The sequence below is a fragment of the Streptomyces sp. NPDC096079 genome (assembly GCF_040303145.1).
Lineage (GTDB): Bacteria > Actinomycetota > Actinomycetes > Streptomycetales > Streptomycetaceae > Streptomyces.
In genome coordinates, this window is the sequence record NZ_JBEOST010000022.1 from 95,358 (window position 1) to 116,624 (window position 21,267).

Sequence of the window (21,267 nt, forward strand, 5' to 3'; positions counted from 1 at the left end):
GCCTCCGGTCCCTGCGGATGCCTACGTCCGGCGACCCGTGCTCAGGCGGCCCGGCGACCGCACGCTGCGAGGGGGCCTCCGGACGCCCACTTCCCTCCCCCGTCCAGGCGCTGCTGCGCATGCGGGTCGGTCGCCCGACCTCGCGGGTGCCCGCACCGCGCCACGGCAAACCCGGTTCGCTCGGGAGGCCGGTGCAGCCCTGGTCCCGGACGAGGGAAAACCGGTGAGACTCCTGTGGCCATGACACGCGGACATCCGGGTAGGCGCTGGATACGAGCGGCGAAGCCGCCCGAACCGGTCCCGCCCACGGCGGGCCCGCGGACCCGGCGATCGAAAGGAGAGAGCCATGCCCCGTGGATCCTCCCCCAAGCGGGAACGGCAGTACGAGCACATCAAGGAATCCGCGCAGGACCGTGGCGAGTCGAAGAAGCGCGCCGAGGAGATCGCGGCCCGTACGGTGAACAAGGAACGGGCACGATCCGGCGAGTCGAAGACGGCGAGCCGATCTTCGACCCAGGACATGTCCTCCTCCAAGCGTGGCGGACAGCGCTCGCACTCGGGCTCCCAGGGTCCGACGAAGGACCAGCTGTACAACGAGGCGAAGAAGCGGAACATCAAGGGCCGATCCACCATGGACAAGTCGGAACTCAAGCGGGCTCTGGGGCACTGAAAGCAGCCTCGGGGAGGCGCTTCGTCGCGGGTGCGCGGGTGCGCGGGTGCGCGGGTGGGGCCGTGCATCGGTGGTTCAGCGACCCGCTCGGCAGTTCGCTACCCTGCAGCCACGACCGGGCCTGCTGTGACCTGAGGGTCGCTGGGGAGCAGGGACGCGAGGTTCTCCCGTACGAAGTCCGCCGCTCGTGCGATCGATTCCTCCGCTCCGGACCGGTCTTCGAAGACGCTGGTGGAGACCATCACCCCGCCCCCGGCGTCCACCCAGTAGTACGCCACGAAGCCGGGGACCTGCCGGAGGAGGGGCACGAATCCCTCGTCCACCCGGCGACCTGCCTCGGCAGGGTCAGTCACTCCTTCGTAGCGCCGAATCACTGCGTACATAGCCGATCTCCTCATGGATCCCAAGGTCACGTTGCGGGATACGACATACCCCCGCCGGGCGCCCCTCGCCCGGGTGGCGTCCGGATGTGACCTGGATAGGCGTACTGGGACCGGGGCCGCTCGCGTACCCACCCGAAAAGGCCGCGGACCCGGGCCCCCGCACGGGAGGATGGTCCCGACGAGGGGCGGCCGGGGGGCCGCGACGCGGGCAGGGGGAACAGCATGGACAGCGGGCTGATCGCGCTCGGCGCGGCCGTGGTCGGTGTGGCCGGGACGCTGCTGGCGACGGTGGTGTCACAGCGGATGCTGGCGCGGGTGCAGGCGGCGCAGTTCGACCGGGAACAGCACGTGTCCCACACGCGGTGGCTGCGGGACCAGGAGCTGACGGACCTGTCCCGCCGGCGCGACTGCTACACCGCGGCCAACGCCGCGTACCGCCGTTACCGGATCTCTCTCATGAACTTCCTGTGGGCGGTCCACCAGGCGCAGGCCACCGCGGCGGACCGGGCAGCCGTCGAGGAGGCCAGGAGCGCTCACCACACCGCCTTCGCGGAGGCGCAGATGATCGCCTCCGCCGGCGTGCTCGCGGAACTGGACCTGATGACGAAGGTCATCGCGGGCGCCCATGCCCGCACGATGCGACTGGCGGACGGAATCCCGGAGCCGGACGGCTCGTTCGAGCTGATCCATGCCGAGCTGCTCCTGATCACCCAGCGCTGGGTGGGCATGCGCAGCGCGATGCGGTCCGACCTCGGCCTGGCTCCCGCCCTGGACGGCTCCGACCCGGACCCGGCCGACTGCCTTCCTCCGGCGTCGGTGTCAGGACCGGGCCCGGCCGCCGGTCGTCCTTCCGGTACGCGTCCGGGACCACCCGGCGATGCCTGCCCGGACTCGGCGGCTTGAGGGGCCGGGTGCCGGGCGCACCTGCACGGGCTCTGACTGGCCGCGGCATCAGTAGCTGTCGTAGCTGGGCCTGCCGTGGGGCCGGTAGACGCCGACGACGGTACCGCCCTTCGTCGTCGAGACGCTGACCGGCTCCAGGGCCGTGGGGATCGCGCCGTCGGCGAACAACCGCTTGCCGGTGCCGATGATCACCGGGTGGATGGTCAGCCGGTACTCGTCGACGAGGTCGTTCCGCATGAGGTCTGGGCGAGGTCGCCGCTGCCGACCACGTTGATGTCGCCGCCGTCGGACGCCTTCAGCCTCCGTACGGCATCGACCGTGTCGCCCTCCAGCAGGGTGGAGTTCTGCCACTCGACGGACGTCAGGGTCCGAGACGCCACGTACTTGTGCATGCTGTTCATCCGCTCGGTGAACGGGTTGTCGGGATCGGCGGTCGGCCAGTAGGACGCGAAGATCTCGTACGTCTTGCGACCGAGCAGCATCGCCTCGGATCGCTCATACCACCCGGCGATGGCCGCGCCGACCTCGTCGTCGTCCACCGGCTTCTGCCAGCCGCCGTGCTGGAAACCGCTCTCCGCGTCCTCGTCCGGACCGCCCGGCGCCTGCATGACGCCGTCGAGTGTCAGGAACGTGCAAACGATGATCTTGCGCATGGTGTGCTCCCTCTGTTGACGGGTAGACCACACAACCGCCCGGAACTCATCGGCGCCACTTCCCTGGGACTGTCCTGCGGTGTCTCACCGCGATGGCGGAACCGGCCTCCCGCGTCAGCGCCGCGTGCCGCTGTTCCCTGCCGTGTTTGTCCTCGGCTGCGCATCGGGCCCTGAGATGGACCTTTTCGATGAGTCTTTGTCCCTCTGCCCTCGCGGTGGGAAATGTGCTGAATGCGTGAGCAGTTGACGCGGCATCAACTTCATGTTGAAGAATCCCCCCGTCTTGATCGGCGTACCTCTGGCGAGGCCGTCTCCCCCTGCGCGGGAGGTGGTCTGATTCGCCATGCCCTGAGGTGCTCCGGTCGAGGCCGGAACCATCGCGACCGGTGAGGGGATGCCCTCGCACCGGCGTGTCGGTGCGCCTGTTCCGCCCCGTGCGGGACGGCGCCGATGAAGGGGATGGCGTGAAAGTGAAATACGGGCGGGCCATAGCCTGCCTCGTGGTTGCGGCGATGGCCGGAACCGCATTGCCACAAGCCGCTTTTGCGGCTCCGGTTTCAGGCAGGGAAAGCGAGGGTAAAGGCGGCTTCTTCGACGGTTGGTTCTCGGATTCCGAGGACGACGAGGACGAAGAGGACGGCGAGGAATCCAAGAGCCCGCGGACCGGCGGTGATCCGGTGCTGCCCAGTCGGGAGAAGCTTCCCCCGGGCAAGGCGGCGCCGAAGGCGAAGCGTGTCGCCGAGCTGACCGGGAAGCGGACGGCGACCGCGCGGTACTGGCGGCTGTCCGACGGCCGGGTGCAGGCCGAGGTGTCGGCCGTGCCCACCGGGTACCGGGCCGGCAAGGCCTGGAAGGACATCGACGCGAGGGTCGTCCCGTCCGGGGCCGAGGGGTTCGTGTTCGCCAACACGACGAACACGGCGAGCAGCTGGTTCGGTGCGGACGCGGAGCGGCTGCTGCGCTTCCGGGCCGAGGGCCACACCGTGACGCTCGGTCTGAAGGGCGCGGGGAAGCTCGCGCCGGTGGCCCGGGGCGAGACGGTCACGTACAAGGACGCGCTGCCGGGTGCGGACCTGTCGTACGAGGTGGGTCCGGGGCGGGTGAAGGAGAACATCGTCCTGGACGCGAAGCCGTCCGGTCCGGTGTCCTTCACGTTCAGCCTGGACGCGGGCGGGCTGACGCCCAGGGCGCACAAGGACGGGTCGGTCTCCTTCCACGGTGAGGGCGCCAACCCGGTTCTCGTCATACCGGCGGCGTTCATGACGGACGCGACGAAGGACGCCGGGGCTCCGTACGGATCCGCGTACAGCGGGAACGTCACCCAGAAGCTCGTGAGGGCCGGCAAGGGCTGGAGCCTGGTCGTCACGCCGGACGCGAAGTGGCTGGCGGCGCCGGAGCGGCGGTACCCGGTCACGATCGATCCGACGATCTCGATCGCCCCCACGCCGACGACGGCGCAGGACGTGATGATCTCGTCGGACGGTCCGACGACGAACTACGACGACAACTGGCGTCTGTCGGTCGGCAACACGAGTACGGGTACGTCGCGTGCGCTGATCCGGTTCCCGGTCGGCAGCATCCCGGCGGGCACGAAGCTCGATTCCGCGGACCTGAAGCTCTGGTTCGACCAGACGCACACCGCGGGCGACACCGAGGTGCAGCTGGAAGCGCACCGGGCCACGCAGGCGTGGTCGGAGTCCACGGCGACCTGGAGCAGCGCGAACGCGATCACCGGTGAGCTGTCCGGCACCTCTGTGGTGGTGGACAACGGTGAGGCCGGGCGTACGGCGGCCGTGGGTGCCTGGCCGGCGTCGGCGAACACGGCGTACACGCAGTACGCGGTGAACCAGACGTACATGTACAACAAGGATTCGGTCGCGGGTGACACGTACACCTGGCAGCCGAGCCTGCCCGAGGACGGCACGTACCAGGTCGAGACGCACCACGTCCCGGCCTCCGACCGGGCGACGAACGCGCCGTTCACCGTCACCTACGACGGCGGGACGAAGGCCTACACCGTCGACCAGCAGGCCGGCACGGCCGGCGTGTGGAAGACGCTCGGGTCCCACCCGTTCAAGGCCGGAACGCTGGGCAAGGTCGTCCTCGGCGACGGGCCCGTCTCGACCGCGACGTCCGTCATCGCGGACGCGGTGCGGTTCACCAAGGGCGGCGTGGTCACCAAGCAGCCCGGTGAGCTGAACACCTGGCACACCTTCCCCGTCACCAGGACGGTGCAGTCCTGGATCGACGGGACCAACGTCAACAACGGCTTCGTGATCAAGGCCGGTGACGAGTCCGCGAACGGTCCCAAGGGCGGTCCGCGCTACGAGGGAAGCGAGTTCGGGTACGGCGGCGAGACCGCCAACTACCCGCGTCTGGTGCTGACCTTCGGCCGTCAGGGCGTCGACCTCGCCGCCCCGACCACCATCCACGACACCGGTGCGGAACTGTCCTGGTCCGCGTACCAGGACAAGGATCCGATCGCCACCGGTGACGACCTGGTCGAGTACCAGGTCCACCGTTCGGTCAGCCAGACCTTCACCCCCTCGGCCGCCACCCTGGTGGCTCCGGTCGCGCCGGGCACGACGTCGTTCACCGACACGTCGGCCTCGCCGACGAAGGCCGACGACCCCGACCCGTACGGCCGCGCCTACTACTACATGGTCGCGGTGAAGACGAAGGACGGGCAGGTCGTCGCCGCGCCGACGCAGCTCGTGCGCCTGCCGAAGGCCGGCCGTACGACGAAGGTGTTCGCCGCGTCGCAGGACACCACGCTGTCCTCGGTCCAGTCCACCACCCCGCACGACACCCTCGACGACAGCGGCCCGAGGAACTGGCTGTCCGTCGGCAACAACTCCGCGACCTACGGCGACACCCGCGCGCTGCTGAAGTTCCCGGCCCTCGGGATCCCCGCCACCGCCCGGGTCCTGGACGCCAACGTGCGCCTGTGGTCCACGCAGACCACCCAGGACGCCACGGGCGCGGTCTACGAACTGCGGCCGCTGACGCGTGACTTCGACGAGGCCACCGCCACCTGGGCCAAGGCCGACGCGAGCACCGGCTGGACGACGGCGGGCGGTGACTTCGGTGCCGTCGTGACCGACACCGGGGCGATGACGAACGACCCGGCCCGTCACGACTGGAACGTCACGTCGCTGGCGCAGTCCTGGGTGACCACCCCGGCCTCCCAGAAGGGCGTCGTCCTGAAGACGGCGGACGAGACCGCCGCGCAGGAACGGACCCTGTTCCTGTCGTCCGAGGGCACCGAGCCCCGGCTGGCGCCCAGGATCGTGGTCACGTACATCGACTCCACCACGGACTCGACGTACTACGCACCGCAGACTCCCGCGCGCATGACGCCGAACAGCGACTACACGGTCGACTTCACCCTGACCAACACCACGGCCTCCGGCTGGACCTCGGCCGACCACGTCCTGACCTACAAGTGGGCCCTGCCCGACGGGACGGACGTGACGACCGGTGGCAACCAGGTCCGTACGGCGTTGCCGGCGAACGTCGCGCCGGGCGGATCGGTCGGCCTGCAGGCGCAGGTGAAGTCCCCGATCAACTCGGACAACGGCAACAAGCGCACCGACTACGTCCTGACCTGGGACGTCTACAACAAGACGGCGGGCACCTGGACCTCGGGCACCGCCGGCATCCCGGGCCTGAGCCAGAACGTGGCGGTGGAGGACCCGACCTCCAACCAGCTCGGCATGGAGAAGTTCTACTCCTACACGGGCAAGAACACCGGCGCCGGTTCGACGATCATGAACAACCTGGCGTCCGGCAACAGCGTCTGGCAGTACAACGCGTTCACCAACCCCGGCCGCGGTGTCACCACCTTCGCCCGCTTCGCGTACAACAGCCAGGACACCTCCGACACGGTCTCCGGCTCCGGCTGGTCCTTCCAGGCTTCGGGCCCGATCCGGCTCGGCGCGCCGCTGGAGTTCCATCCCAAGCCGAACCCGACCGAGATCCGTCTCCCCGACGGCGACGGCACGACCCATGTGTTCCGCTGGGACGCGGGCACGAGTTCCTGGAAGGCGCCGGCCGGCGTCCACTACAAGCTGGCCGCGAAGGCGGGTCTGGACTGCACCCCGCTGAAGGACCCGGTCCCGGACGCCTGGACGATGACCCGTCCTGACGGCAGCCGGTTCCTGTTCGGCTGCGACGGCTACCTGACGTCGCTGGTCGAGAAGAACGGCAACACCCAGACGTACACGTACGAAGAGCGGAAGTCGAACAACAAGCCGACCAAGTTCCTCAAGTACATCACCGACCCGGCAGGCCGGCAGTCGCTGACGGTCCAGTACTACTCCAAGGCGGACGGCAACAACCCGAAGATCATCGACCACATCAAGTCGATGACCGAGATCTCGGGCCGTACGTTCACCTTCGAGTACTCCGACAAGGGCCTGCTCACCAAGATCACCGACGGTGCCGGTTCCAGCCAGCCGAAGGTCTTCGGCTTCGAGTACGACGCCACCCAGGGCAACAAGAACGTCAAGCTGGTCAAGGTCACCGACCCGCGCGGCAACGCCACCGCCATGACGTACTTCTCGCCGCAGGCCGGTGACGACCCGACGTACCACTGGTGGACCAAGACGATCACCGAGCGCCTGCAGGGCGTCACGACCTTCGGCTACGCGGTCGACGCCGGGAACCCCAAGTTCGTCGACACCAAGGTCACCGACGCGGAGTCGCACTCCACGGACTACGTCTCGGACGACTTCGGCCGCCCGGTCCTGACGACGAACGCCAAGTCCCAGACCACGAAGATGAGCTGGGACGCGGACAACAACGTCACGTACCTGGAGGAGGCCAACGGGGCCAAGACCGCCTACTGCTACGACCAGAGGACGGGCTACCCGCTCTGGAAGCGCGACGCCGAGAGCAACAGGTCCGGCGTCCCGCCCCCGGCCGACTGCGCCCCGGGCACCTATCCGCCGAACTCGGCCCGCTACACGTACCTGACCCGGCTGGACGGCTACGCGGTCGACCTGGCCACCAAGACCTCTCCGGAGGGCCGTGCGTGGCAGTTCGGGTACGACGCCTTCGGCAACCTGAAGACGGTCACCGACCCCAAGGGCGTCGCCACTCCCGCCGCCGGTGACTACACCACCTCGTACGAGTACAACTCCTACGGCCAGCTCACCAAGGCCACCGACCCCAACGGCAACCCGTCGACGACGAGCGACTTCGGCCCCACGGGCTACCCGGCGAAGATCACCGACGCCCTGGGGAAGACGACGTCCTTCGTCTACGACGTGCGCGGACAGGTCACCGAGGTCACCGACGCGCTCGGCAAGAAGACCACGCAGACCTACGACGCCTTCGGACGTCCGAAGGAGAACACGGTCCCGAAGGACCAGGACGCGGGCGTGTTCATCACCACCCCCGCACCGGTCTACGACGCCAACGACAACGTCACCACGTCGACGGCGCCGAACGGGGCGGTCTCGACCGCCGTGTACGACGTCGCGGACCAGCTCGTCTCGGCCACGGCCCCGAAGGACACCCCGACGTCGCCCGAGCGGAAGACGTCCTACACCTACGACAAGGTCGGCAACCTCAGGACCGTCACCGAGCCCAAGGGCACGCTGACGACGTCGGACGCCACCGACTACGTCACCACCAACCACTACGACGAGATCTACCAGCTCACCTCGGCGGTCAACGCGGCGGGCGACAAGATCTCCTACGAGTTCGACGCCGTCGGCAACGCCGTCAAGGTCGTCGACCCGAAGAAGAACGCCACCCCGGACCCCACGGACTACACGTCCACGATGGCGTACGACCTGAACCACCGGCTCACCAGCTCCACGGACCCGGCGGGCAAGGTCAGTTCGCGCACCTACGACAAGGACTCCCTGGTCCTCACGGCCACGGACGCCGGGAACAGCACCACGACCTACACCTACGACGAGCGGGGCAAGCAGACCGAGGTCAAGGTCCCCTACGACGGGACCACGTTCCGCGTCACCCGGTACGAGTACGACCAGACCGGCAACACCACCAAGGTGATCACGCCGAAGGGCACGGCGACGGCCACCGCGGACGACTTCGCCTCGCGCACCGAGTACGACGCGCTGAACCGTCCGGTCAAGCAGTACCAGCCCTACGACCCGAACAGCCCCGGGCACAACGACCCGAACGTCTACACGCAGACCGTGTACGACGCGGTGGGCCGGGTGGAGCGGCAGTCGCTGCCGCCGTCCCAGGGCCAGACGGTGCGCAACGACAGCGTCATGGAGTACTACGACAACGGCTGGACGAGGAAGTCCACCGACCCGTGGGACATCACGACGACGTACGACTACACCGAGCTCGGGCTGCAGAAGGCCCGCACCCTCACGTCGGCGGGCGGTTCCTCGGACCGCACCATGACGCAGTCGTACTACCCCGACGGCAAGCTGAAGTCCAAGTCGGACGACGGCGTGCCGGTCGGCAGGTCGGTCGTGCTCGTCGACAACTCCGACACCCAGCACACCTCCGCCACCGGCACCTGGGCGACCGGCGGCATCACCGGTCAGCAGGGCTACGACCACCGCACCCACACGTCCGGCGCGGGCACCGACGCCTTCACCTGGACGCTCAACATCCCGAAGGACGGCACGTACACCGCGTACGTGAAGTACCCGCGGGTCACGGGCGCGGCCACGGCCGCGAAGTACACGCTGTCCCAGGGGACGACGACCCAGCCGTCGGTCGCCAAGGACCAGACGGCCGGCACGGGCACCTGGGTGGCGCTCGGCTCCTACGCGCTGAAGCAGGGCAACGACGCCAAGCTCAAGCTGGAGCAGGGCACGTCGGGCATCGTGGTGGCCGACGCGGTCAAGCTGGTCCGGAACACGACCGGCGAGACGGACACCGAGAAGCGGACGTTCACCTACGGCTACGACGTCAACGGCAACGTGACGTCGATCGACGACACCTCGTCCGGCGCCGGCATCGACGCCTACACGATCGCCTACACCGGCCTGAACAAGGTCCAGAAGGTGACCGAGGCCCTCGCGGGCCAGGAGAAGAAGGTCACGTCGTACACCTACGACGCCAACGGTCAGGCCGACACGGTCACGCACCCCGACCAGTTCGCGAAGTACGCCTACGACCTGCGCGAGCTGGTCAAGTCGATCTCGGTCGGCACGTCCGCCACGGACGCGTCGCCGAAGGTCACGTCGTTCACGTTCAACGACCGCGGCCAGCGGCTCAAGGAGACCAAGGCCAACGGCAACACCGTCGACCACACCTACCTCCTCGGCGGTGACCTGAGGTCGACCACGGAGAAGAAGGGCTCCGGGACGCTCGTCTCCTCGCACACCTACGCCTATGACCTCAACGGCAACAAGGCGCAGGACGTCGCGAAGAAGATGAACGCCGACGACCACGCGGCGTACCTCGACTCGACCACCGACTACACCTACGACCCGGCGGGCCGGCTCACCCGGTCGGTCAAGACCGGCATCGGCGCGGGCACCGAGACGTACGTCCACGACGACAACGCCAACGTCGTCTCGCAGACGGTCAAGAACGTCACCACCGCCTACGAGTACGACCGCAACCGCCTGCTCCGGGCCACCACCGGGGGCTCGGCGGCCACCTACAACTACGACCCCTTCGGACGGCAGGAGTCCGTCACCTCGGGCGGCCAGGTCATCGAGAGGAGCGTGTACGACGGCTTCGACCACGTCGTGGAGTCCCAGAAGCGGGACGGCACCGGCGCGATGAAGTCGACGACGTTCACCTTCGACCCGCTGGACCGCACCGCCTCGAAGACGGCCGACGGCAAGAAGACCGACTTCCACTACCTCGGCCTGTCCGGCGAGGTGCTGAGCGAGGAGGTCGCCGGACAGCTCACCAAGTCGTACCAGTACAGCCCGTGGGGCGAGCGGCTGTCCCAGGTCAAGCACAACACCGACGGCACCGGCGAGGACGGCTTCTACGGCTACAACTCGCACAGTGACGTCGAGACCGTCACCGACAAGAACGGCGACACCAAGGCGACGTACGGCTACACCGCCTACGGCTCCGACGACCAGTCGGAGTTCACGGGCATCGACAAGCCGGACGCCACGGATCCGACGAAGCAGGAGTACAACCCGTACCGCTTCAACGCGAAGCGCTGGGACGCCCAGTCGGGCACGTACGACATGGGCTTCCGGGACTACAGCCCGGGGCTGAACCGCTTCACCACCCGGGACATGTACAACGGCGCCCTGGCCGACATGAACCTGGGCGCGGACCCGTTCACCGGCAACCGCTACGCGTTCGCCGGCGGCAACCCCACCAGCTTCGTCGAACTGGACGGCCACTTCGCCTTCGCGATCCCGGCCCTCTGGTGGGCCGGTGCGGCTCTGGTCACGGCCCTGTACGCGGCCACGCCCGAGGGGCAGAAGAACCTCTCGGACGCGGCGACGGCGATCAGCCAGATGATCCCGACCGCGGACGAGGCGTCCTCGTCCAGCGCGGCAGCCGGGAGCAGCACGGCGCCCACGCCGTCGCCCTCGCCGGGGGCGGCCCCCACGCCGCCCGGCAGCGGCCCGCAGGGCTTCCACACCGGGAAGGCGGTCTCCGACCTGGTCCGGTTGTTCGCCCGCCTGGCCCCCTCCGCCGAGGAGGACAACTCCCCCCAGCGCAAGGCGATCGACGGCGCCGGTGAGGAGAGCAGGAAGTGCCAGAACTCGACCGGACCGAGCCTCGTGTGGAACACCCCGGTGGACACGCAGGGCCGGGCGACCGGCGGGTTCGCCTGTCTGGACCCCTCCCAGCCGGCCACGCTCGACAACACGGGTCCGCAGAACCCGCGCGGCTGGGACCTCCAGGACGAGGCCGACGACTGGAACCGGGCCCACCTCATCGCCCGTGAGTTCGGCGGCAGTCACTACCGGGAGAACATCATCCCGACGACCATGTACCAGAACCAGAAGGAGGGCATGCGGACCGTCGAGTACGAGATCGAGAGGCGTCTCAAGCTCGGCGAGAAGGTCTACTACCAGTCCATCCCCGTGTACGCCCCGGGCTATGTGAACCCGATCGGCGTCCACATGTACGTCTCGAGCTCATCGGGGGCGTTCTCCCGGCTGATACCCTCCGGAGTCCACGACTGACGGGCCCGGGAGCCACTGAAGCCGTGAGTCCCCCGAGGGACTGATACGGCGCAGAAGAGGCGGTGGGGTGGGCGGCGTCGGCCGCCGCCCCACCGCCGCTGCCGTCAAGGAAGGAACACATGAATCATCTCGACGTCGTCCGGCTGCTGGGTGTCGACACCCCGGTGCGGCCGGAGGGAGAGGGGTACGGCCAGGTCGTCCCCGAGGACTTCGAGCTGCTGGTCCAGGCCGTGCCGCAGGGGGTGATCGCGGCTTCCGTGCTGCTCGGCGGGACCGATGTCCCCGTGCGCTCCCTGGAGGACTTCACCCGGGACACCGCGCTGCGCGTCGCGGACATGAGGGAGGCACTGGAAGGCCGCGAGCAGGAGCTCTGGCTGCCGCTGCACCCGTGGCCCCACGGCATGGTGCCCTGGGGGCGCACCGCCAACGACGGCGTGCTGCTGTGGGACACCACCTCCGCCGACACCGCGGACTGGACGACCGTCCTCACGGACACGGACTTCCAGTTCTGGCTGGACCTTCCCTTCTCCGCCTCGGAGTTCGTCGCGCGGGCCGTCGCGGGACGATCGGAAGGGACGCCCGCTTTCGAGACGTACCAGGAGTACGAGGCGGGGACCTTCTGGAAGGTCGCCGACGACAAGCGTGCGACGGCCATGGTCCTGGCGAACCGTGACATCGCGGCGGTCGACGAGATCGTCGCCCGCGTGCGGAGCATCGGCGTTCCCGGCGTCCGGCAGTACGCCCAGGACCTGCTCGGCCGGGCGGGCGAGTCGTTCGGCGCGCTCCCGGAGGACTACCTGGCGATCATGAGGGAGTTCCCCGGCGGCGTCGTCGCCGGCGTGCGGGTCTTCCCCGCGTCGGGCGGTCCGGGGACCCCGGTCCTGCGCCGGCTGGACGAGGACGGGCTGTTCTTGCAGTGGGGCGAGGTCGGGGGCCGGGCGTTCGGCTGGCTGACCTCCAAGGGCGCCCCCGAGGAGTGGCGCGTCGCCTACATCGAGCCGGACGCCTCGGCCCTCACCTGCCTGGAGGACCAGACCTTCGCCACGTTCCTGCGGCGGCGGCTGCGGGGGGACAACTCGCTGTTCTGACCTGCCGGGCGGCCTGTCGCGCGGCGGTACGCGCGGGGGTGGGGCGTCTCCCCCGCGACGGGCAGCCGGAAGCTGGTGTCCCCGGGGACCGCTTCGAGGCCTTCGCGGGCCTCGAAGCGGTCCCCGCGGCCCTTCCTCAGTCGCCGTGCCCCGTCCCGCCGCTGCCGAAGCCGCCGCTGGAGATGCCGCGCCACTTCCGCTTCTCCTCGCTCGGGGGCTCGGGGTCGGGCTCGCCCGTGTTCTTGAGGTTGTACGGCATGAGTCGATGCTCGCCGTCGGTCAGCGGCATCTCGGAGGGCTTGCGGTACTCGGAGGCCTCACCGGGCGGCTGATCCGACTCGGGCCGGTGGGGCTGCGTTTCCGGGTCGGGCGGCGGGAGCTCCTTGTTCTTGACCCGGATCCCGAACACGAAGGCGCCGATCAAGACCGCGACGACCACCAGACCTCCCAGAACCTGGGCCAGTCCGGACTGCCAGACACCGGCCGCGAGCACGGGCCCCGCCAAGAGATGGATGCGCATCGGGCGTACCTCACTCATGTCTCGGGGATCCTCGAACCTCGATTCGAGGAACCGCAGTGTCACCCAGTCATTCCCCCAGCGGACCCGGGTGGGATGCACCCTTTCTCCCGGGAGCGAGCGGGACAGGGGGGTCTTGTGCCCCCTTCTGGTCCGGGCAACCGCGCGAAGTCCCGGCTTCACCTGCCCTTGAGTACCCGTCCCGCCGGTTCGAGGTGCGGAAGGCCGGGGTGCGCGGGGCGAGGACGGTCAGAGGCCGGCCTGGAGGCGGAGGCCCGCCAGGGTGAGGTCCAGGGCGGAGCGGAACTGGTCGACGTCGTCGTGGCCGTCGAACTCGTCGACGATCTCGTGGACGAAGGGGAACTCCTCCGGGGCGAGCTCTCGCCAGGCCTGGGCGAAGCGGCCGAGGAACGCGTCGCGGTCCACCGCGCCGTCGAGGACCTCCTCGGGCGGTTCCTGTCCCATGTCGACGGCCGAGCCGACGACGACGCCGATCACCGCGGAGACGGCGTGGAAGCGCTGGCGGGCGCTGAGGTCCAGGCGCAGGGTCTGTCGGCCGAGCATCTCGTAGATGCGCAGGGAATTGCTCTGCACGTCGGTGTTGCGCATGAAGTACGCGCCGAGCCACGGGCGACGGACGACCGCGTCGAAGAGCGTGACGGCCATCGCCCGCAGGTCGTCGATCGCGTCCTCGCCGGTCGGCAGCTTCTCGATGTCGGCGAGCACGCCGGCCATGACGTGGTCCGTGGCGAGGTCCAGCAGCTCGTCCTTGTTCGCGACGTACCAGTAGATGCTGGCGACGCCTCCGCCCAGGCGCTGGGCCAGGGCCCGGAAGGTCAGCGCCGGGGCTCCCGCCTCGTCGAGCAGGGCGACCGCCTCGCCGAGGACGGACTCCATCGAGTGCGAAGCGCGTCGGCGCCCCCCGCCGGAGCGGGTCTGCTGGCGTGCCATGGCGTGCACCTCATCACTTTGCATCGGACCGAACGTTGTTCTATCGTACCGGATGGAACATCGTTCGATAACCGAACCGCGTTCGATCGAGAGGAGTGCGCCATGGCCACCGCCACGCTCACCACACCACCCCGCACCTACCCGTCGCTGCGCGCGGCGTGGATCCCCCTGGCCGCGCTCTGCCTGGCCTTCTTCGTCGAGATGGTCGACAACACCCTGCTGTCGATCGCGCTGCCCACCATCGGCCGCGACCTGGGCGCGGGCACGACCGCGCTCCAGTGGGTGACGGGTGCCTACTCGCTCACCTTCGGCGGGCTGCTGCTGACCGCCGGGTCCATCGCGGACCGGTTCGGGCGCCGCCGCGTGCTCCTGATCGGACTCTCGGTCTTCGGCACGCTCAGCCTCGGTGTGCTCCTCGTCCATTCGGCGGGCGGGCTCATCGCCCTCCGCGCGGGACTCGGCATAGCCGCCGCCGCGATGGCGCCGATCACGAACTCCCTCGTGTTCCGGCTCTTCGACGACAAGGCGCTGCGCATGCGTGCCATGACCGTGATGATCGTCGTCGGCATGTCCGGCTTCGTGCTCGGCCCGCTGCTCGGCGGTACGGCGCTGGCGCACGTGTCCTGGGAGTGGCTGCTCCTCGTCAACGCCCCCATCGCGGTGATCGCCTGCCTCGGCGTGCGGCTCGGCGTCCCGGCCGACCGTCCGGAGGACCTGACCAAGGACTCCCTCGACGTACCGGGCGCCGTCCTGAGCGTCGCCGCCATCGGCCTCGCCTGCTACGCCCTGACCAGCGGCGTCGAGCACGGCTGGCTCTCGACGATCACCCTCGCATCGGTCGTCGGTGCCCTCGCCGCGGCGGTCTGGTTCGTCCGCCACGAGCGCCGCACGTCCGCGCCCATGCTCGACCTGCGCCTCTTCTCACGCGGCACCGTCCGGGGCGCCGCCGTCGCGCAGATCGGCACGTCCATCGCCATGGCGAGCGTGATGTTCGGCCTGATCCTGCACTTCCAGTACGCGTACGGGTGGAGCCCCGTCCGGGCCGGCCTCGCCAACCTGCCGATCATCGCGACGATGCTCCTGGCGACCCCGCTGTCCGAGTGGCTCGCGCGGCGCTTCGGGCATCGCGTCGCGTGCCTGGTGGGCGCCGGGTTCCTCGCGGGCTCGCTGGCCGGGCTCGCCTGGGGCGTCGAGCACGGCTACGCCGCCATCGCGGTCTGCATGGTCCTGATGACCATCGGCCTGCGTACCGTCATGACGATCTGCGCGGTGGCCCTCGTCGACGCCATGCCGAGCAACCGCACCTCCATCGGCACCGCCCTCAACGACACCGCCCAGGAGGTCGGCTCCAGCGTCGGCACCGCCGTCGTCGGCACGCTCATCGCCGTCCTGGTCACCACACAGCTCCCCGCAGGTACCTGGAGCAGCGACCTCATCGCGTCCTTCTACCACGGCGAGCGCATCACCTACGCCCTGCTCGCCGTCGTCGTCGGCCTGATCGCCGCCGGTGGCGCGCTGAGCCTCACCGACTCCCGCTCCGTGGAGGAGCACACGAGCGAGGAGGCCGCCTGAACACCGCGGCCACGACCACCGGCGGGCCGTACGATCCGGAGACCGCCGCCGTGGGTCCACAGGAGTTCGCGCCTGGTCCGAGAAGCCACGGCACACTTCCTGCGGGCTCAGGCAGGGGAACGCCATTCTTCGTCCAGGGCGCTGAAGACCAACGAGTCCCGCCAGCCGTCGTGGAGCAACGCCGTGTGGCGCAGGTGTCCCTCTTGAGTCATCCCGATCTTGGTCAGTACGCGGGACGAGCCGAGATTCCTCGGGTCGCAGGTGGCATGGATCCGGTGGAGCCCCAGCTCCTCGAAGCCGTGCGCGAGCAGGTGCCGGCCGATTTCGGTACCGATGCCCTGCCCCCACACGCGGGGATGCACGATGTAGGAGATCTCGCCCTGGCGCTGTCTGCGGCTGCGGACGTGCAGCTCGCCCATGCCGACCACATCGCGCCCGAGGCGGGCGACATAGGGGAACCGGCTCTGAGGGGTGTCCGACCAGGCAGCGACCGCCAAGTCGACGAAGTCTCGTGTCCGGGCTTCCGTGTTCGGCCCCCAGGACTGGAAGCGGCACACCTCCGGCAGGCGCGCCCACGCGTGAACGGCCGGCCAGTCCTCGAAAACGATCTTGTCCAGGGTGACGGAGTGCGTACGCATGCAGCGATCATGAACGGGGCGTCGCGCGAAGGGCAAGGTCACCGGGGCTGCGCCGCATGCCGGACCTCCCTCGACATCACCATGCGATCACACGCTTGACCTCAATCACGCTTGAGGTATGAGGATGATCCACATGACCACGGAATCCACATCCCACGCGGCAGACATCGAAGCGATCAACCAGCTCGTCGCCACCGTCGAACACTCCCAGCAGAACAAGGACCCCGAGGAGTTCCTCGGGCTCTTCCACCCTGACGCCCTATGGACGACAGGCCACGGCAAGGTCCTCATAGGCCTCGACGCGATCTCGGAGTTCACCCGCGAGGTTCTCCCCGCGGCGAGTTGGGACGGCAAGGTCACCTACGAGGTGGTCCATGTGCTCTTCATCCGCCCCGACGTCGCGGCGGTCAAGGTCCGTCAGCGATACCTGGCCCCGGGCGAGGAGAGCGAGGGCGCCCCGCTGTACGTGATCTCGAAGCAAGCCGATGGCCGCTGGCTGCTGATCGCCTGCCAGAACACGGGGGTCGTCGCAGACTAGAACGTGTTCGGCCGATCACGCGGCCCGCGGCGGTGGTGGGTGCGGATCAGTGAGCGGCCCCGGCCGAAGTTCGGCCGGGGCCCTCGGCGCACGTCACGGACCTGACACCCGCGCGCGGCCGCAGCCGTCCGGGTGGGGATCAGCTGGTGCGCTGCAGTGCCGGCGGGGTCCAGTCGCCGGTGAGGGCCGGCTGGTGGGGCCAGTAGAGACGCAGGAAGACGTTGAAGCTGCCCTCGGGAGCGGGGAGCCAGTTGCTCTCCCGGTCGGGTCCGGGAGAGGCGTGCTGGACGTAGATGTCCAGTGAGCCGTCCGGATTGGTGCGCAGGTCGCTGCGGTCGCCGATCGCGTAGCGGTTCAGCGGGTTGTCGACGAAGAACTGGCGCTCGTTCATCATCGTGAGGGACCAGAAGCCGTCCACCGGCGGGGTGTCTCCGGCGTCGAAGTGCAGCACGTAGGTGTGGGCGCCGTCGAGCGGCCTGCCCTCGGCGTCGGTGGTGGCGTGCGGGTACAGGGCGTCGGCATCGAGGTTGGCTCCGTAGCCGAACCGAGTGATCACGGCGCGCTTGGCGAAGTCCGTCCCGTAGTCACCCAGTCCTCGGTGCACGGCCCATCCCCTGTCCTTCGCGGACTCCGCTTCGGCGAGCAGAGCGCGCAGGGTTTCCGGGCCCTTCCGCGCCCCCTCGTCGAGCGTGGCGAGCTCCTCGGGGGACAGATCCTCCAGGCTCGCTCCGGGGGCGATGCCGAGCTTGGCGAACTTGCCGAGGTACGGCGCATCGGCGGGGGCGGGAGGGTTGTCCACCATCATCCGGTTCAGGAGGGTGAAGTACTCGCGGCCGCTGAGCGCGTGCACCCTGTCGACGGGCGGTGTGACGGCGTCGGCGCCGTCCGGAACGGGGACGTCGACGGGCGGGGTGTAGTCGTCGGGGTCGCCCGTCCATTCGGACAGCGGGATCAGGCGCGTGCCGTCCTGGAGCCGGTTGACGGCCGACCAGTCCGACGGCCCGCTGGTCGCGTACCGCGGGATGGTCCAGTTCACCGCGGTGGGCGACTTCAGCAGGGTCAGCCCGGCCGGGGCGGGCCCCGACCACGACGGCCCGGCGATCAGGAAGGGGCCGGCGGACGAGCCGTTCTTGCGCCGGCCGACGACGGCGCAGACGTTGGACCACGCGTCCAGGATCGGAACCATCCAGAAGCGGTCACCGAAGTCGGGCAGGGTCAGCACCAGCGGCTGTTCGGACAGGTCGAGCCAGGCACTGGAGTACAGGGTGTCGGCGTTCGGTGACACGACCTCGGTGAAGGAGGCGTCCGGAGTGCCGCGCATGTAGCAGAACTGGTTGACCGGGGCTTTCCGGCGGTCGTCGTCCCTGGCCGCGACCGCCGTCATGACGGACTTCGTCATGGCCGCCGTCACCAGCGGATAGCCATACAGCCACGCCTCCGTGGCCAGTTTCTCCCTCGACTCATCCGTCATCGGCTTCTCCCGGGTGCGGTGCTACGGCGATCAGGTCCGGGCCCGACGCTATGAGCGGCACCTGCCCACCGCGCGGCGAGCCCGCCGAACGGGTGACGCGGACGGACGAGCGGCCGGCTTCCGCCGGATGACGCGGACGGACGAGCGGCCGGCTTCCGCACAGATCCGGTGGCTGCCTCGTACCGGAAGGGCTGCGGCCGACGACCGAGCCGTGGTGTGGTTGTCCGTGGACCCGGACCAGGCCGAAGGAGTAGCCCCATGAGCAGCACCCCCGTGCCCTTCCAGGTGTACGAGGCAGGAACGTACCTGCACGGGACGAAGGCGGACCTCGCTGCGGGGGATCTCCTGGTGCCCGGCTTCGCATCCAACTTCGAGGACGGGCGCGTGTCCCGGAACGTCTACTTCTCCGAGACCCTGGATGCCGCCGTCTGGGGCGCCGAGCTCGCGGCCGGCGACGGCGCGGGGCGGATCTACGTGGTGGAGCCGACCGGCGTCGTGGAAGACGATCCCAACGTCACCGACAAGAAGTTCCCCGGCAACCCGACCCGCTCCTACCGCACGAGCGATCCCGTGCGCGTCGTGTCGGAGCTGAAGGGCTGGGTCGGGCACTCCCCCGAGCAGATCAAGGCCATGCTGGACGGGCTGGACGATCTGCGACGCCGCGGCATCGCCACCATCCTGGACTGACGACGAGCGGCGCTACGGGATCTGCCGACGGCTCACGGCTCACATCTCGCATCTCACTAGAGGTGCCCGGGCGGCCCCACTCAGCCGGAGCGGTACCCCCAGCGAGCCGCGCCGTCCTTACCCATGAAGCACTTCGCCGGGCGTCCGTCGGATGTCGTGGCAACGGCACCTACCGGGGAGCAGAACTGGCCGAAGCCAACCCCGGAGACGGAACCGGAGCCGGAACCGGAGCCACCGCTCGTGCCGTCCGAGGACCCGGAGGAGCCGTCGTCCCACGAGCTGTCGCCGCTTCCCCCCGAGGTCCCGTCGCCCGATGCGGAGTCGTGAGGCGGCTGCGCACGGGGCCTGGGCTTCGACGTGGCCGTCGAACCCGACCCGTACTCGGGCTCGGGCATGACCTTGGGCTTCGGCTTGGGCTTGGGGGCGGGCTTCGGGGACGGGCTGGGGGCGGTGCACGAGGTGTCCGGGCCGATGAGCCACAGGTCCACCTGCGTGGTGACCGGCACCTCGATGTCCGCCTCCGGCTGCTGACGGCAGACCTGCCAGTCCGCCAGGCTCTGGCGCCGGTCGTCAAGGCGCTGCCCGGTGTGCGCGTGGAACGGCGTGACGCGGTCGAGGCCGAGGCCGAGCGCGGGGAGCGTCCGCGACGCCGCGTCGTACCGCTCGCCGACGAGGTTCGGCATCACCACGCGCCGGGTCCCGTCCAGTTGCGAGGGGCACGGTTCCGCCTCCGGAACCGCATAGAGCGTCAGCGTCCCGCCGTGCGGGAGGGTTCGCTCGCCGGGGGAAGGGTTCTGGAAGCAGATGCGCCAGTCGGCCTGAGTGGTCCTCACCGTCCGGTACGCGGAGGACGCGTCGGCAGCCTCCACCCGCCATGCCCCGCGGCGTACTGTCGCAGCGGCCGTGGCCAGGGGCGTCCCGCGGAGGTCGGGCACGGCGATCGCGTGCTCCGGGCCGCCCCCGGCCGCGGCATCGGGCTGCCCGGGGCCGCTCAGCCCGGCGACCAGTACCCCGACGACGGACACGACCGTCGAGACGGGATGCCGGCGTATCCAGGTGGAGGTCCGCGTTCCGCCGCCCGGCCGCAGGGGCGAGCCCGGAGGCAGGAGCTGTCCCGCTGCTTCCAGGAACTCCCCCTTGGGGTCGAGCTTGGAGCCGTGCAGCTTGTGCGGTTTGCCGTCCACCAGGATCTCGACGGAGTCGAACATGCCGTACGAGCTCCGCAGGATCCGCGGCGGCCCGGCCACGCGGGTCAACTTCGGCGCCAGGAGGTTCCGGAAGAGGACGAGCCCCTTACTCGTGAGGACGGCGTAGCCCCAACCGTCGTGATAGACGGACCGGACGGCCTCACTCGCCCCAAGCTCCTGCAGCAGCAGCTTCTTGTGGCTGTCGGAGAGGGATATGCCCTCGCCGGACGCGACGGCGGCGGTACGCGGATCGTCGGCGAACAGGTCGGACACTGGCTTCCCCGGTGCTCAGAGGTACGACGGACGGCCCCGGGAAGGCCCGTACGGCGGTCGTGGACGTACGGGATGCTAGCCCTTGCCCGCAGAAACCGCTGGTCCGGGCCCCTCTCCGCAGAATGACGGACTCGTCCCTCGCTCCGCCGTAGCGTCGACCCGTTCCGGATTCCCCACCCCGAGGGCCGATTGGTGATCCTCGGGTTGCACGTGCTGAGGGCTTCGTTCGACTGCCGCCGGGCGACCAGGGCCTGTCTCCTTGAAGGCTACGGCCGCCATTCCTGGTGGTAGGCGGGGTGCTCGGCGTATGACTGCGCAAGGACTCGCAGCGCGTATGCCAGGCCGGCCGAGCGGGGGTCCGAGGGATCCATGGCCTTGTAGTCGTTCGCCAGTTGCTCGGTCAGGTCGAGCATGGGGAGCTGGCTGTCGAGAAGAGCCGCGCCGCCCAGGCCGTGCGAGGCTGTCGCCGGCGAGGCGGACCTTCGTGCTCAGGCCGCCGCGGGAGCGTCCGAGTGCGTGGTCGTCGGGCTCGGCCCGGCCTGGCTCCCCTTTTTCCGGGCTCCGGCGGCATGCTGGTGGGCTCGGCAGACGGTGGAGTCCACCGAGACGGTCCAGCCGATGTCGGC

Annotated in this window: 14 protein-coding genes and 1 pseudogene; 7 read left to right on the forward strand and 8 right to left on the reverse strand. The window is 69.5% G+C overall.

The features are described 5' to 3' along the window. Window positions 1–346 precede the first annotated feature (346 nt). Window positions 347–670 (forward strand): plasmid stabilization protein, encoded by a 324-nt coding sequence (locus ABTY59_RS31490; protein ID WP_352022486.1) that lies wholly within the window; start codon window positions 347–349, stop codon window positions 668–670. Window positions 671–768: 98 nt separating this feature from the next. Here the strand turns inward: ABTY59_RS31490 and ABTY59_RS31495 are convergent, their stop codons facing one another. Further along, window positions 769–993, reverse strand: a complete 225-nt coding sequence (locus ABTY59_RS31495; protein ID WP_352022487.1) for a hypothetical protein — start codon at window positions 991–993, stop codon at window positions 769–771. Between the two features lie 282 nt (window positions 994–1,275). Between ABTY59_RS31495 and ABTY59_RS31500 the strand changes: the two genes are divergently transcribed. Then, window positions 1,276–1,956, forward strand: a complete 681-nt coding sequence (locus ABTY59_RS31500) for a hypothetical protein (protein WP_352022488.1) — start codon at window positions 1,276–1,278, stop codon at window positions 1,954–1,956. A 48-nt stretch (window positions 1,957–2,004) separates the two neighbouring features. Here ABTY59_RS31500 and ABTY59_RS31505 read toward each other — a convergent pair. Next, window positions 2,005–2,609, reverse strand: a pseudogene (locus tag ABTY59_RS31505) (dihydrofolate reductase family protein). Window positions 2,610–4,075: 1,466 nt separating this feature from the next. Between ABTY59_RS31505 and ABTY59_RS31510 the strand changes: the two are divergent. Both ABTY59_RS31510 and ABTY59_RS31515 read left to right on the forward strand, forming a co-directional pair. After that, complete coding sequence (locus ABTY59_RS31510; RefSeq protein WP_502995448.1) at window positions 4,076–11,719, forward strand: golvesin C-terminal-like domain-containing protein; 7,644 nt, start codon at window positions 4,076–4,078, stop codon at window positions 11,717–11,719. 119 nt (window positions 11,720–11,838) lie between these two features. Next, a complete protein-coding gene (locus ABTY59_RS31515; protein ID WP_352022490.1) occupies window positions 11,839–12,807 on the forward strand; it encodes a hypothetical protein in 969 nt (322 codons plus the stop codon). A 136-nt stretch (window positions 12,808–12,943) separates the two neighbouring features. Here the strand turns inward: ABTY59_RS31515 and ABTY59_RS31520 are convergent, their stop codons facing one another. Beyond that, window positions 12,944–13,345, reverse strand: a complete 402-nt coding sequence (locus ABTY59_RS31520) for a DUF6479 family protein (RefSeq protein ID WP_352022491.1) — start codon at window positions 13,343–13,345, stop codon at window positions 12,944–12,946. Window positions 13,346–13,573: 228 nt separating this feature from the next. After that, entirely contained in the window at window positions 13,574–14,221 is a 648-nt protein-coding gene (locus ABTY59_RS31525) for a TetR/AcrR family transcriptional regulator (RefSeq protein WP_352022512.1), read from the reverse strand. A 156-nt stretch (window positions 14,222–14,377) separates the two neighbouring features. Here ABTY59_RS31525 and ABTY59_RS31530 point away from each other — a divergent pair, with 156 nt between their 5' ends. Further along, the gene (locus tag ABTY59_RS31530; RefSeq protein WP_352022492.1) at window positions 14,378–15,847 is read left to right on the forward strand and encodes an MFS transporter; all 1,470 of its coding nucleotides are present in this window, start codon (window positions 14,378–14,380) and stop codon (window positions 15,845–15,847) included. Between the two features lie 107 nt (window positions 15,848–15,954). On the opposite strand, the gene ABTY59_RS31535 is transcribed toward ABTY59_RS31530, so the two are convergent. Then, complete coding sequence (locus tag ABTY59_RS31535) at window positions 15,955–16,485, reverse strand: GNAT family N-acetyltransferase (protein WP_352022493.1); 531 nt, start codon at window positions 16,483–16,485, stop codon at window positions 15,955–15,957. Window positions 16,486–16,609: 124 nt separating this feature from the next. Here ABTY59_RS31535 and ABTY59_RS31540 point away from each other — a divergent pair, with 124 nt between their 5' ends. Continuing rightward, on the forward strand, window positions 16,610–17,023 hold the full coding sequence (locus tag ABTY59_RS31540; RefSeq protein ID WP_502995449.1) for an SgcJ/EcaC family oxidoreductase: 414 nt from the start codon (window positions 16,610–16,612) through the stop codon (window positions 17,021–17,023). A 139-nt stretch (window positions 17,024–17,162) separates the two neighbouring features. Here ABTY59_RS31540 and ABTY59_RS31545 read toward each other — a convergent pair whose 3' ends face one another. Further along, window positions 17,163–18,494 (reverse strand): DUF1254 domain-containing protein, encoded by a 1,332-nt coding sequence (locus ABTY59_RS31545; protein ID WP_352022495.1) that lies wholly within the window; start codon window positions 18,492–18,494, stop codon window positions 17,163–17,165. A 258-nt stretch (window positions 18,495–18,752) separates the two neighbouring features. On the opposite strand from ABTY59_RS31545, the gene arr reads away from it, so the two are divergent. Then, window positions 18,753–19,181, forward strand: coding sequence for an NAD(+)--rifampin ADP-ribosyltransferase (gene arr / locus ABTY59_RS31550; RefSeq protein WP_352022496.1), 429 nt, complete (start codon window positions 18,753–18,755; stop codon window positions 19,179–19,181). A gap of 80 nt (window positions 19,182–19,261) precedes the next feature. Here the strand turns inward: arr and ABTY59_RS31555 are convergent, their stop codons facing one another. Both ABTY59_RS31555 and ABTY59_RS31560 read right to left on the reverse strand, forming a co-directional pair. Beyond that, window positions 19,262–20,641, reverse strand: a complete 1,380-nt coding sequence (locus ABTY59_RS31555) for a PASTA domain-containing protein (RefSeq protein WP_352022497.1) — start codon at window positions 20,639–20,641, stop codon at window positions 19,262–19,264. Window positions 20,642–20,907: 266 nt separating this feature from the next. Beyond that, window positions 20,908–21,054 carry a DUF6221 family protein gene (locus tag ABTY59_RS31560; RefSeq protein WP_352022498.1) on the reverse strand — a complete coding sequence of 49 codons (147 nt, stop codon included), beginning with the start codon at window positions 21,052–21,054 and terminating at the stop codon, window positions 20,908–20,910. Window positions 21,055–21,267 lie beyond the last annotated feature (213 nt).

Excerpts from the sequence above, each read along its gene's own strand:
- ABTY59_RS31490 (WP_352022486.1), top strand. The coding sequence starts at position 347 with ATGCCCCGTGGATCCTCCCCCAAGCGGGAACGGCAGTACGAGCACATC.
- ABTY59_RS31500 (WP_352022488.1), top strand. The coding sequence starts at position 1,276 with ATGGACAGCGGGCTGATCGCGCTCGGCGCGGCCGTGGTCGGTGTGGCC.
- ABTY59_RS31510 (WP_502995448.1), top strand. The coding sequence starts at position 4,076 with ATGATCTCGTCGGACGGTCCGACGACGAACTACGACGACAACTGGCGT.
- ABTY59_RS31515 (WP_352022490.1), top strand. The coding sequence starts at position 11,839 with ATGAATCATCTCGACGTCGTCCGGCTGCTGGGTGTCGACACCCCGGTG.
- ABTY59_RS31520 (WP_352022491.1), bottom strand. The coding sequence starts at position 13,345 with ATGAGTGAGGTACGCCCGATGCGCATCCATCTCTTGGCGGGGCCCGTG.
- ABTY59_RS31525 (WP_352022512.1), bottom strand. The coding sequence starts at position 14,221 with ATGGAGTCCGTCCTCGGCGAGGCGGTCGCCCTGCTCGACGAGGCGGGA.
- ABTY59_RS31530 (WP_352022492.1), top strand. The coding sequence starts at position 14,378 with ATGGCCACCGCCACGCTCACCACACCACCCCGCACCTACCCGTCGCTG.
- ABTY59_RS31535 (WP_352022493.1), bottom strand. The coding sequence starts at position 16,485 with ATGCGTACGCACTCCGTCACCCTGGACAAGATCGTTTTCGAGGACTGG.
- ABTY59_RS31540 (WP_502995449.1), top strand. The coding sequence starts at position 16,610 with ATGATCCACATGACCACGGAATCCACATCCCACGCGGCAGACATCGAA.
- ABTY59_RS31545 (WP_352022495.1), bottom strand. The coding sequence starts at position 18,494 with ATGACGGATGAGTCGAGGGAGAAACTGGCCACGGAGGCGTGGCTGTAT.
- arr (WP_352022496.1), top strand. The coding sequence starts at position 18,753 with ATGAGCAGCACCCCCGTGCCCTTCCAGGTGTACGAGGCAGGAACGTAC.
- ABTY59_RS31560 (WP_352022498.1), bottom strand. The coding sequence starts at position 21,054 with ATGCTCGACCTGACCGAGCAACTGGCGAACGACTACAAGGCCATGGAT.